This is a genomic window from Rivularia sp. PCC 7116, assembly GCF_000316665.1.
Classification (GTDB): domain Bacteria; phylum Cyanobacteriota; class Cyanobacteriia; order Cyanobacteriales; family Nostocaceae; genus Rivularia.
This window is the reverse complement of record NC_019678.1, coordinates 6,309,968-6,322,350: the sequence shown is the minus strand read 5'-3', so window position 1 is coordinate 6,322,350 and position 12,383 is coordinate 6,309,968. Positions and strand designations below refer to the sequence as shown.

Here is a 12,383-nt window from a genome sequence, read left to right as displayed (position 1 = left end):
ATGACCGATATACAAGCTCAGGCAGTTGCTCAACAGTTAGGTGCTATTCCTACCAATAATGAAAACTTGCAAGCAGAAATTCAGCGTTTGCGAGGTAAAAATTTTGTTCCCCTTGAGCAAGTAAAAAAGCTCCATGATTGGTTAGAGGGGAAACGGCAATCACGTCAATCTGGAAGGGTTGTAGGTGAATCTAGAACGGGTAAAACTATGGGTTGCAATGCTTACAGATTAAGGCATAAACCCACACAGAAACACGGGAAGCCTCCAACTGTACCTGTTGTATATATTCAAATTCCTCAAGAGTGTGGTGCAAGAGATTTATTCAGTATGATTCTTGAGCATTTGAAGTATCAGGTAACTAAAGGAACAGTATCAGAGATTAGAGATAGGGCTTTTCGAGTGTTAAAAGGTTGTGCAGTGGAGATGGTAATTATTGATGAAGCTGACCGTCTTAAGCCGAAAACCTTTGCAGAGGTGCGTGATATCTTTGATAAATTGGAAATTCCAGTCATATTGGTGGGGACTGACCGATTAGACACGGTGATTAAGCGGGATGAGCAAGTTTATAATCGCTTTCGGTCTTGCCATCGCTTTGGTAAATTCTCTGGGGAAGATTTTAAGCGGACAGTAGAAATTTGGGAGAAGCAAATTTTAAAGTTACCAGTAGCTTCTAATCTTTCGAGTAAGAAGATTCTGAAGACTTTAGGGGAAGCAACGGGTGGTTATATTGGTTTGATGGACATGATTCTGCGAGAGTCAGCAATTCGCGCTTTAAAAAAGGGATTGCAAAAAATTGATTTGGAAACTTTGAAGGAAGTAACTGAGGAATATCGGTAATGCAAGCAGAAAATATTAAGCCTTGGTTGTTTCGAGTAAAGCCATTAGAGGGAGAAAGCTTAAGCCATTTTTTAGGAAGATTTCGACGGGCTAATGATTTAACACCTTCTGGACTGGGTAAAGCTACCGGACTTGGGGGTGCGATCGCACGTTGGGAGAAATTTCGGTTTATTCCATCTCCTTCTCATCAGCAGTTGGGGAAATTAGCTAGTGTCGTAGGGGTTGATGTTGATAGGTTAGTGATGATGTTACCACCTGCTGGGGTGGGGATGAAGCTTGAGCCAATTCGTTTATGTGGGGCTTGTTATGCTGAGTCTCCTCGTCACAAGATTAAATGGCAGTTTAAAGTGACGCAGGGATGTAATCAGCACAAATCAACCTTGCTGTCTGAGTGTCCTGAATGTGGAGCGAGATTTAAGGTTCCAGCGTTGTGGGTTGATGGTTGGTGTCATAGGTGTTTTACGACTTTTGGGGAGATGAGTAAATACCAAAAGTCAATTACAGTATTTAATTCATAGAACACGATACACCGTATCCGATGGCAACTGTGCCTATCGCCTCATTTTTCCTTTCCTCCATCCGATGAAATTTTTCCTTCCGTCCTAGCTTGCTTAATTGCACGCTTTAAAATCAACACAGCCATTTGAGATAAGGAACGTTCCTCTACATCAGCTAATTCTTGCAGAGCTTCCTTATCTTCTTCTTCCATGTAAAGAGTCACAGTTACTTTAGCCATGACATCAATCATAGGCTTAAGTGTGTGTTTTTCTTTCAAATAAACATAAACACATAGAAGCACACAAAAATTGTGTTATTCTAACAAGCGTCAAGACTTCTCTGTAAAAAGAAAAGCCAGCGCCTAACTTTCCTACGGCTGACGCTGACTTTTCGCTCCCCGATTAAAGGAGATATTTCAATGCTAAAACAAGTTAGCCATAAAACCGATTGGTACAGAGGCTATCAACAAGCTTTAGAAGACTTTAATATCACACAATTACTCGCAAAAGTTAGAAATGACTTAGAAGCTAATTTGATTAGTGTTGCGTTTAGTAACAGTGACTCTGAAGCTTCGTCACACGTACAACAAGAGGATGTAGATAGTTTAGCTGCTATTTTGATAGCTCAGTTTACGTCGAAAATCAATAGCGAACTAATCCCTAAGTATCTTCTTGCTATACGTCTTGGGAATTTGCAAATAAAGTCAAACATCATCAACCAAAAATTCCTACATCAATCTCCGGATTTACCAAAGAACTTCCCTGATGAAGCTAAAATTCCCTGCTTCTTGTATGGCGATAAATTACGTTGGGTTAATTCGGATTCTGAATGGGGAACTGTTATTGGCAGATTTTACGCTTTTGCTCCCCATCTGTGTGAGTGGACGTGGTGCTATCTAATTTGGATAAGCAATGATAGTCCTAGTGCTTCTTGGACACCTACCGATATTGCTTGGGAAGACGATTTAGAGGCTTTTACTTAGGAGACAAATAAATGAATACACCTTCTCTAACTCAGCGAGAAAAAGATTTAATACGTCTCTACTGTAGCTGTAAGTTTGAAATGACTCCCCAAGAGTTTTATCGAAAGTGGCAAGTAAGTCAAGAAAATATTGCTGAGATTTGCTCTCGTTCGGTATCTACAGTTAGATATTGGTTTTGTAGAGGTCGTTTTTATCGTCGTCCTCTTGCACAGGATTTACGACATCTTGCTTTGATGGACTTTTTACTAGAGTCTTTTGAAGAAATCCCCTCGAAAATTCTTGATAAGCTGTGTCTGAGTAAAAATAAGCAATCTGACACAACAAAATGAAGAAATAGCGGTTAAAAAACATGAATTAACCTAAAAAGCAATACCAATTTGGTATTTTTTTATATTTCTAAGCCACTCACTCTCAATTAGAGTGGCTGTTTTTTTGAACATGAACAAAATAAAGGTTTCGTTTGAGCATTATAAATTCCTAATTACAGAAGAATTAAAGTCTTATAACAGCGGATATTTTGATAACGCAGAAAGAAAAGCTGTTTTATTAGAAGAATTTAACCGACAAAGCCAATTAGTATCGCGAGGGGAAGCAGAATTTCATCGTCATCAAATCTTATGTGCAAATGAAGTTTTTCCAGAAGCAGCAGTGGCGAATCCACTTGCTGACTTGGAAGTTTGGAATTTATGGAAGAGTGGTTACAGACGCTTTCCCTATCCTGGTACTTACCGTAAATTAAATATTACTTCTCAACTACCGAAAACAAATAGCCCCTCTAGCGTGGGAGTTTTGGGTGAGATAATAGCGGGATTATTTGGACAAGCAATTATTTCACCCTTTATTTTAGTACGTCCTATTAGGCGTTTTCCCGATTTTATTTATAGTACCAACAATGGTTTGTACGCTTATTTAGAATCCAAAGCATTTACTACTGTTGATAGTGAAGATGGCTTATTTTCTCGTGTAAAGAGAAACGAACTTGTCAACTTTTTAGTTGAATCTTTACGAGAAATGGTTTCTGATAGCCATGTTAAAACTTGGGGTTCTTTTACTTACATACAACAGATAAATCCGACTAAATTATTTACTACATTTATTGAAGTTGATTTCAAGGAAAGAGATACATATAAATTAGAACTTGGTATGATGCCGGAACCCGTAATCCAAGGATTAGCCGAAATAGCTATTGAAAGAGGAGTAGCTAAAATGCTTGATGTAGGGATGATTAACTTAATAAATCAGCAGAATATAGAAAAATTGTTAATGAATTGTGCTTTTCAAGAAGTTGAAGCATTAATGTATGAGTTCAAGCTAGAGTTTGCTTCTGATATCAACTACAAATCAATCAATAAGGCTATTACAAAGCTTCTAGGAAAAGTTAATTACTCAGAATTAGCAAGAGTAAGCCCAGAAAATATTGTTTCAGAAGCACAAGTATATTTAGAGGGGAGAAGATTTGAAATGTATGATATCGCTAAAGAACAGCGTTTAGAAGTAGAAGAGAGATGGAATGCTGACTGGGAGAGTGCTACAGAACAATTTTATATTGATAATATGTATGGATGGCGATTTAGTAATAAACTTTTTTGGGGATCAATTGAAGCGTAACCATTTACATATGGAGATTTTTCTAAGCTAGATTGTCAATTTTCCTTACTTAATTTCTACTTTTATCCTCCTTTTTCACTTTCATGTTGTGCGGGAAGTGCAACACGTCCTTGATAGGCATGATAACGCTGGGAAAAGTCTTGTAAATATGGGCATTCAAGTATTGTACGCCGTTTAGCAATATTATGATTGATTTGATGATAAATAAATCCCGCATCTATCGCAAAAGCTTTTTTAAAATCTGCTGTTAATTCAGGCAATCCTTCCTGACTTAATTCACAATTTGAAGGTACTTTTTCTAGAAAATGGTATTGCATATGACGGTTGGATTTTACCAAATTCCATTCAGATGAGTTGATTTTATTCTCTTTATTAGAGCGAATATCTTGCGCTGTATACACTTCACAAAAAATTATTGAATTTAATAATTTAAATGGTTTATTATCATTTTGCCTAGCTGCATAGTCCCAGTCTAAATCGCAATCTTGACTAACAATAATTGCATAGGGATGAATTATAGGTTTAAACTGTATTTTTTCTATTTGTGGTAATGATTCGTTTGGAACGGGTTTAAACTGTCTTACTCCTGTTAAAATTTCCCCCTGTCTAAGAGCCTCTGAGAAGAAAGAGGCTCTATAAATTAAACTTTTAGGCATAATAAAAGCTATTCAAAATCAAGAATTAAAGGTGGTCTGACTTCACTAGGTAATACGTTGCCTGTAATTATTTCTAAACTTTGTGGTAAGCTACTTTGTTGCCAATCAGACGTATTATTTTTATAGTATTCCACCATACTTTCAAGCGCTTCTGATGCTTCTTCTAAACCTTCTATTGGGGAAGTCGCAAACAGTAAACTAATAAATTTTAAACATTTGACTAGCAAAACGAACTGCTCTGACGATTCAGCTTTAAAAGGCGAATCTATAGATATATTAACTTCTAAATTTGTTGTACCCGATGACAAAGATTGCCAATCAAGTGTTTGGGCAGGATTTGATATTAGTTTATATCTTTGCCAAATTAAATTATTGGTTGTAGCACTACCAGTTATTGTTTGCATAGAGCTATATAGTTTGGGGTCGCATTGCATTGTGTAATTCTTCTGTTATACTCCAACGAAAGAGATTTCTGGCTGTACGATTTGCTTTATCAAACGTACTCCAAACATTCTTACCTCTTTCTAACTTTTCTTGTGTGAAAAAATCAGCATCTAATAAATAAGCTAATTCATCAATATTTTTTTCTGTATCCTTAACCTGGACAAGTCCATGATTAAAGTTTACTTGACCAAAATCGGTTTGTAACTTTAAATTTTTGACAAAATTGATTATTGATTCTTCTAGCTCTGGAGTATATAGTTCAGACGCAATATGTTTAGGTATTAATTCCATCCATTCTTTATCAGGAATATTTAGTTTTGACCTAATAATTAAATCACGGTATCTTAAGCTTATTCTTGAGTAAAATGATGGATTATATATCTTCTCAAATATTTCTACAGTATTTTTAAATTTTTCAATAAATTTTTCATATCTTTCATATTTATTAGTAACAAGTGTAATAGAGTTTTTATCTAGAGAAAGCTGCCAACTTAAATCTTCCGACTTAAATTGATATGTCAAATCACTAGCAATATTTGGGCTAAATTGAGTCAAGAGGTTTGACACTTCAACTGGTATTTGCAGGTTTCTAGAAGCTTCAAAAATAGGATATTCAAACCTAACACTATCTTGAAAATCTACAGGTTGCTGGCTTGTAATTTTCAAAATAGTTGGAAACCTGATTTGAGCAGTCACCTCAATTAGAGGATTGTACTCATATATGACTCTTTCATAATCTGGGAGCTTCATCTTAAAAAAATGCCATGACCAGTGAGATAGCTTTTCATCTTATAGATTAGCTTAATTCCGACTATTAGTCAGTGACGCTTCCCACACTTAAGATTTACGGTCAGCAATCTTATTATTCAAAGGGATTAAAATTTATACTGACACAAAAAGCTTATTCCAGAAGTCTTATTTTTCTTGCAATCGCTTCTCCCTCTCCTCCCAATCCGGCAAATAAATGGACATAAAGCACTTAAACACCTTTCCATGATTGGGTACGAGCAAATGTACTAATTCATGAACGATAACAAACTCACCTAGTTCTTTAGGTAGTTCCAATAATTCTGTATTCAGCGTTAAATTTCCCGTGGTAGAAATAGATGCCCATTTTCGCTTCATCCCACGTAAGCTAATTTTCTTAACTTTGACGTTAATTCGTTCTTCCCACTTACTTACAGCATCTTTGAGTTCTTGGCTGTCTTTCCACTTTGCTGAATCTTGGATTTTGGACTGTAAGGGAGTAGCGCTCATGATTCAACCCGTTCTAGTTTTAGTAAGTTATTACTAACTTCAATTGTTTTCTCAACTTCGTTTGTTAAGGGGTAAAGAGTAGCGTAGAGTTCTGTTCTTAAGTCGATTTCTTGACGAGCATCCCACCAGTAATCGGGGAAGTTGCTGTAAACTGCGTTAATGGTTTTAGCTTGCTCGACATTTTGGTTATCTACTGCTTGCTTAATGACAGTGTAGATGGCGAAGGTATTTTCATCAACATCTAGCTGCTGACGCTCTTGCTCTGCTTCAACACGTTCGTCGGCTATTTCATTTAGTTGAGTTAAAGCTTCAGAAGCTTCTATTTGGCGGTTTTCAAAGGCTTGACGGACTTTCTCGGCTCGTTCACCAATGGAAATCAAAAATGGCGATCGCGCACTTCCCTCAATTACGTCTTTGGAAATTGCCTTACTTAAGTTTAGAATTTTAACGTTATCGGTTGTGTCAGTTTGACGGAATTTTTCTAATTGTTCGGCGTTAAGTTGGTGAATCGTTCCCGGCATTTCTAACTCGCCAATTTTAACGTTACGACGTACTAGTTCTTTGGTTTTGGCGACGAGTTCTAAATCTATGTAAGGATTGGTATTATAAGCTGCGCGTATTGTGGCGTAAAGTCTAACAATGGCTTTGTATTTTTTCATGAATTCCCCACCTAAATCTGGGTCGGGTGAGAGAATTTCGTAAATAGTCTGCAATTTTCGGGCAAATCTAAAGAATTCTTCTCGTATTTCTTTATCAGCAAAATGTACCGCAGCTTTTTCTTTGGCTTTATCGTCCCATCCTCTAGCTAATGGTAAATACACAGGTGCAGTGTCTTCCATTAAACTATTTAGTTCTTGTTTCACAACATCAAGATTCTGGATGACGTGGTTAATTTCTCCAGATTCAAATGATAAAGCTTTCTCTAGATTTTCCCCAAAAATGCCGATAAAATCGAGAACAAAACCGTAGGGTTTAACTAAGCCGGATGCATCTGCGTAGGGACGGTTAACACGCGCTATTCCTTGTAATAAAACATGGTCGCGCATTGGTTTGTCGAGATACATACAGTAAAGTATCGGTGCATCAAAACCCGTTAGCAGTTTCTCGGTGACGATGAGGATTTTGGGTAATCCTTTGCTGTAGTCTTCGTAAAGTTGACGGATTTTACTAACTGCATCTGGTTCGTTATCGCAATAGTTTTCTAGGGTTTGAACATCTTCACGGGAACAGTTACCTGTAATAGTTAAATTGCTGTTGGAGTCGTAAGTAAAATCTTGAGGACGAGATTCAATAAAATCTACAGCTTTTTTAGATAAAATAATTTGAGCGGAAACAACGGATTTTTTAATAAAAGCTTTGCGGACTTCTTTCTCTTTTGTTTCTGTAAGATTATATTCTCGCAATCCTTCCTCAGTGGTACGGGAATAAACAACTTTTGAATATTCAGCAGGGAGATATTTGTCAAGGGCTTGTTTATAAAGTTTACAGGCTTCGCGGTCTACACCTACCAAAAAGGCTTTGAAACCCATTGGTTCAACAGTTTCGCGGAAATGTTTGGCGACGAATTGAGCAACTTTATCAACTCTGTCATCGCTTTTGAGGAAGTTTCTTAAATTAACAGCCCGTTGAAGTATACCGTCAAGTTCCTCAATATCGCTAACGTCTTCGGTGTTTTGTAATTGTAAAAATTCTTGTTCTAAAATTTCTTTGGGAACCAGAAACTCCGATGCAGCAAGAGCATAATTGAGTTGTAAAGTCGTACCATCTCTTACCGAGTCGGCGGTAGAATAAAGGTCTAAAGTCTTTTTGTCGTCACTAGGTTCGCCGAATGTGTCGAATGTGCTTTTTTTCCCTTTCGCTACTTTACTAACTGGTGTACCCGTGAAACCGATAAAAGTTGCATTGGGAAGCGCAGCCATTAAGTAAATTCCGAAATTACCCCCAGTTGTACGGTGCGCTTCATCTACTAAAACGGAAATTGTAGAACGCTGGTTTACAACATCCATTTTGTCAAACTTGTGAATCATCGCCACAATTAAGCCACGATAATCATCACGGATAAGTTGCTGTAATTCGACTTTATTTTCTGCTAACTCATAGCTTTTAATACCGTAAGCTATAAGATTTTTATCAAGTTGATTTTCTAGCTCGTTGCGGTCAACTATCATAATTACAGTGTTATCACCGCTAATATTGCGGAGTAGAGCAGCAACTGTAATCATCGTCAGGGTTTTACCGCTACCTTGGGTATGCCAAACAAGTCCCTTTTTCTTGGTATTGTCTTGAATCCGTTCTATGACTTTCTCAACAGCACGGGTTTGATGTTGACGGAGAACAACTTTAGTTAAACCCTCATCTCGTTCGAGGAAAACAATATAATATCTGAGAACTTTCAAAAACCGTTGTTTATCAAAGAAGGTTTTGATTTTCTCTTCGTAATCCCCTTCTTGAATAACTTTATTCCCCTTCCCTTGTAGGGGAGGGGTTAGGGGAGAGGTCAATTTCCACTCAAATAAATTCTTACGGTTAGTATTCCAGGTTAAGCCATACCAAAAATTCCACAGTTCGGTGACTTCAAAGAGTTGAGGAAAAGTAAGTATCTCCGGAGTTTCGTTGTGGTAGCGACGAATTTGGTTGATTCCCAATGCTAAACCATCAGTTTTCCTTTCTCCCTTGGCTTCTGCTATAGCGACGGGAATACCGTTGATCAGAAAAATTACATCAGCCCGGTTCTTAACTATTACACCTTTTTGCGTCCATTCATCAGTAACTTGGAAGATGTTATTTTCGGGGTTGTTAAAGTCTATAAGAGTAACGTTTCTATCGCGGTTTTCTGTTTCTACAAAGATAGATTCTTTACCCTGCAACCAGTTTAAAGCTTCGCGGTTGCCTGCAATGGTACTATCAAGGTTACGCAGACGACGAAGAATTTCATCAACGTTGTTAGAAGTGACAACACCGGGGTTGAGTTTAATTAGTTGAGTGCGGAGAATATCGGTTAAGTAGCGCTCTTTGAGTTTATCCTCTCCCTTTCCTTCTCGCCGTTGTAATGCTTCCTTTGTAGATAAATAGTCCCAGCCAATTTGATTGGCATATTTTAGCATTGGTCTTTGAACGGCGGAGGCTTCACTCATAAGTGTATCTCGCTTAAGTGTTTGGTAGATATTTTACCTGTCATCAGTTGTTCTAACATGGCGTGGAAAAGTTCGTCGAGAATCGCGATTTCTTTTTCTAAGGAGGAAATTTTGCGATCGCAACTTCTTGATATCTCAACAATTTCCTTCTGCTCTTCATAAGAAGGTAGTAGAATATTAACTCTTCGTATTACACCTTGATCTATTTTTGGCATACTAGCTGCTGTTCCAGAAGCATTTTTCTTAAAATAAGCTCTGCACATTGGAGTCAGAAAAAACTCAACCAAATACTTAGGAAAAATTGTTTCTTGTTTGACTCGAACGCGAACCATTAAATCAGGATAAATAGCAAAGTTTGTTTCACCCTCATACAAAGCAGCTAACCCTACCATTTCATAAGTATTTGCTCTTTCAATAAAAATATCGCCAGGTTCTAGCCACAGATTTTTAACTTTATCAGCATTAGCTTGAGTTAATTTTGTATTTTTAATAGAAAAATTATTTTTAGTTACCGCTGTTAAAATAAGAGTCCTAATACCTTCTTTAGAATTACTTGCTGGTGCTGAATGACCGTTTTTTAAAGGTTCTCGTAGCAAACTTTCCAACTTCACAACATCCCAACTCTCAGGAATCTCACCAATTTCCGTCTGCTGAAGCGCTTCATTACGAGTCCCATGAGTAAAAAGATACTGCATCAGTGCAGCTTTGCGTTCCCGTTCGAGTTCTAACTCTCGCTGACGGGTTTGTTTGGCTTTCTGGATGGTTCGCAGGGTTTGGGCTATTGATTTTTGTTCGGGGAGTGGGGGGAGAGGAATGGTAGACTCTATCAAACCTTGTTGGTTAATAGTAGTCATTGTAGTAGTTTTAGACCTTGCAATTAAGTCATTTCTAGCTGGCTCAGACAGAAAAAAATATGCTATGTAAAGAGGATATGCAATTTCTTTGATTGTAGATATTCTAATTAAATGGCAATCAAATATTGCAGGTTCAATTAATGTCTCTATAAGGCAACATTGACCAATACCTTCACGCTTTAGCGAAGAGCGGACAAATAACAAATCACCTACTTTAAGACCGTATTTTTTGACATCTTCAAGTGAAGCTTTTAAACGTTTTACTTTTGTTAGGTTAACAACTACATCTCTATATGTATCTTTAACATTAACAAAAATTGTGCCTTCATCCCATTCAGGTTTTTTGATAAAAGCTCCATTTTGAGGCTTTTTTTTGCAGATTTTTTCTAAATTTATAATTTTCCAATAAGAAGGTAATTCTATCTCATTCATCCTTACCCCCTCATATCTAAATTCAACTTCGCCAACACCTCATTTAAATCCTTATCAGCCCATTCCCGCTCTTGCTTCGCTACCGCTAAATCTGCCAAAATATCCCCAATCGAACGATGAACAAATTTATCATTAATATCTACAAACTGTGACGGACTCAAATTATAATCCGCAACATTTAACTCTTCTAACTTAACAATCTTACTAAACTTCTCCCGCGTCTCCCACTTCTGATAAACTTCAACAACCTTCTTAATTCCTTCCTTTGTCAAAATATTCTTGGGGTCGCCTTTGATAAAATAATCAGCAGCATTAATCAGCAAAAACTCACCTTTTCTTTCTAATGGCTTCTGCCGATTTAATAATATAATTACTCCCGGTGCTGTGGTGTTATAAAACAAGTTTTCAGGAAGCAATATCACACCTTCAACTCTGTCCTTTTCCACAAACTCTTTACGAATATCTCTTTCCTTATCCTTATTCTTACTTCCCGAACCGCGAGACACCGCTCCAGTATCCAAAACCACCGCAGCCCGTCCGTTATCTTTCAAAGATGCCCAAATAATTTGTACCCAACCCCAATCTGCTGTATTCTTATGAGCAATTCCATCCTTGAAGCGTTCAAAAGAATCAGCTTCATAAGCATCTGCATCGTAGTTGTTATCATTCCACATCGGGTTAGCAACTACATAATCAAAGCGCATCAGTTTTTTATCAACTGTAAATTTAGGTTGTCGGAAGGTATCGCCAATTTCAATCTGCGAATCGGTAAAATCCTGCAAAAACATATTCATTTTGGCAATAGAAAAAGTTGTGTGGTTCAATTCCTGTCCGTACAGCCGAGGTGCTTTACTTTCCTCTCCTGGATGTTGGCGATTAAATACCAAACGTGGCTTAATTAACAACCTTGCAGAACCACAAGTAGGGTCATAAATCTTCGTATAAGGTTCTGGAGCAATAATTTCACCAATCAACCAACCCACCTCAGAAGGTGTCAAAAATTCTCCCGCACTTTGTCCCTGTCCTTCCGCAAATTTACGTAAAAGATACTCGTAGGCTTCCCCTAAAACATCCGCATTAGTATTTTTTAATCCCAACCGATGCCGACTAATTACTTCAATTAAACTTGATAAACGGTCATCATCCAAAATACGCTCATTTTGCTGCTTTTCGTTATAATCCTTTAGCTTTAGTGTTTCCGATAAGCCAGGATTCAACTTTTCCACTTCCCGCATAGCCGTTGTCACAAACTCACCCAACCCATCTTTAGGATGAAAGCGAATCTTGTCCCAACAGTAATCTTGAGGAATATAGTAACGAACAATGGGCTGACGATTATTTTTTAACGCATCTCGATGATCTGCTTCAATAAAAGCACGAGCTAAATCCGTACCGCCAAATTTCTCCTCACAAGCAACAAACTCATCATCAAAAACATCAGAAAGACGTTTGTAGAAAATGAGAGGTAGAATAAAATCCTTGAATTTTGGCGCATCTGTACAACCGCGTATCTTACAAGCAGCCTCCCACAGCCAAGTTTCCATTGCGGGAATGTCCAAACGCTCCTCAGCTTTATTTTCTAGCTGTAGAGACAATTGCCCAGAACCATTATTGTCAACTGTAGACTTCTTACTGCTCTTTCTACCTTTCCTGTTTTCACGCGGCACTTGATTCGCTCCAA

13 protein-coding genes are annotated in these 12,383 nt (G+C 37.6%); 5 read left to right on the top strand and 8 right to left on the bottom strand.

Features of this window, described 5'->3' with window-relative positions; genetic code table 11:
* Together RIV7116_RS24450 and RIV7116_RS24445 are read left to right on the top strand one after the other, a co-directional pair.
* Positions 1–837 (top strand): TniB family NTP-binding protein, encoded by an 837-nt coding sequence (locus RIV7116_RS24450; RefSeq protein ID WP_015121006.1) that lies wholly within the window; start codon positions 1–3, stop codon positions 835–837.
* The gene (locus RIV7116_RS24445; protein WP_015121005.1) at positions 837–1,355 is read left to right on the top strand and encodes a TniQ family protein; all 519 of its coding nucleotides are present in this window, start codon (positions 837–839) and stop codon (positions 1,353–1,355) included. Before RIV7116_RS24450 ends, RIV7116_RS24445 begins: the two co-directional genes overlap by 1 nt.
* 41 nt (positions 1,356–1,396) lie before the next feature.
* Here RIV7116_RS24445 and RIV7116_RS36020 read toward each other — a convergent pair whose 3' ends face one another.
* Positions 1,397–1,573 carry a hypothetical protein gene (locus tag RIV7116_RS36020; RefSeq protein ID WP_157229325.1) on the bottom strand — a complete coding sequence of 59 codons (177 nt, stop codon included), beginning with the start codon at positions 1,571–1,573 and terminating at the stop codon, positions 1,397–1,399.
* A 180-nt stretch (positions 1,574–1,753) separates the two neighbouring features.
* Between RIV7116_RS36020 and RIV7116_RS24440 the strand changes: the two genes are divergently transcribed.
* From RIV7116_RS24440 to RIV7116_RS24430, 3 genes are all read left to right on the top strand, one after another.
* Entirely contained in the window at positions 1,754–2,317 is a 564-nt protein-coding gene (locus tag RIV7116_RS24440; protein WP_015121003.1) for a hypothetical protein, read from the top strand.
* Between the two features lie 11 nt (positions 2,318–2,328).
* Positions 2,329–2,646, top strand: coding sequence for a hypothetical protein (locus tag RIV7116_RS24435; protein WP_015121002.1), 318 nt, complete (start codon positions 2,329–2,331; stop codon positions 2,644–2,646).
* Between the two features lie 109 nt (positions 2,647–2,755).
* Positions 2,756–3,925 carry a hypothetical protein gene (locus RIV7116_RS24430; RefSeq protein WP_015121001.1) on the top strand — a complete coding sequence of 390 codons (1,170 nt, stop codon included), beginning with the start codon at positions 2,756–2,758 and terminating at the stop codon, positions 3,923–3,925.
* A 62-nt stretch (positions 3,926–3,987) separates the two neighbouring features.
* Here RIV7116_RS24430 and RIV7116_RS24425 read toward each other — a convergent pair whose 3' ends face one another.
* The 7 genes from RIV7116_RS24425 to RIV7116_RS24395 all read right to left on the bottom strand — a co-directional run bounded on the left by RIV7116_RS24425 (position 3,988) and on the right by RIV7116_RS24395 (position 12,369).
* Complete coding sequence (locus RIV7116_RS24425; RefSeq protein ID WP_015121000.1) at positions 3,988–4,581, bottom strand: hypothetical protein; 594 nt, start codon at positions 4,579–4,581, stop codon at positions 3,988–3,990.
* Positions 4,582–4,589: 8 nt separating this feature from the next.
* On the bottom strand, positions 4,590–4,985 hold the full coding sequence (locus RIV7116_RS24420) for a hypothetical protein (protein WP_015120999.1): 396 nt from the start codon (positions 4,983–4,985) through the stop codon (positions 4,590–4,592).
* Positions 4,986–4,989: 4 nt separating this feature from the next.
* Positions 4,990–5,775 (bottom strand): TIGR04255 family protein, encoded by a 786-nt coding sequence (locus tag RIV7116_RS24415; RefSeq protein ID WP_015120998.1) that lies wholly within the window; start codon positions 5,773–5,775, stop codon positions 4,990–4,992.
* A gap of 165 nt (positions 5,776–5,940) precedes the next feature.
* Positions 5,941–6,282: a M48 family metallopeptidase gene (locus RIV7116_RS24410; protein WP_015120997.1), complete on the bottom strand. Its 342-nt coding sequence runs from the start codon at positions 6,280–6,282 to the stop codon at positions 5,941–5,943.
* Positions 6,279–9,416, bottom strand: coding sequence for a type I restriction endonuclease subunit R (locus RIV7116_RS24405; RefSeq protein ID WP_015120996.1), 3,138 nt, complete (start codon positions 9,414–9,416; stop codon positions 6,279–6,281). The genes RIV7116_RS24410 and RIV7116_RS24405 overlap by 4 nt, the downstream gene beginning before the upstream one ends.
* Positions 9,413–10,702 carry a restriction endonuclease subunit S gene (locus RIV7116_RS24400; RefSeq protein WP_015120995.1) on the bottom strand — a complete coding sequence of 430 codons (1,290 nt, stop codon included), beginning with the start codon at positions 10,700–10,702 and terminating at the stop codon, positions 9,413–9,415. The genes RIV7116_RS24405 and RIV7116_RS24400 overlap by 4 nt, the downstream gene beginning before the upstream one ends.
* A 2-nt stretch (positions 10,703–10,704) precedes the next feature.
* Positions 10,705–12,369, bottom strand: coding sequence for a type I restriction-modification system subunit M (locus RIV7116_RS24395; protein ID WP_015120994.1), 1,665 nt, complete (start codon positions 12,367–12,369; stop codon positions 10,705–10,707).
* Positions 12,370–12,383: the final 14 nt, after the last annotated feature.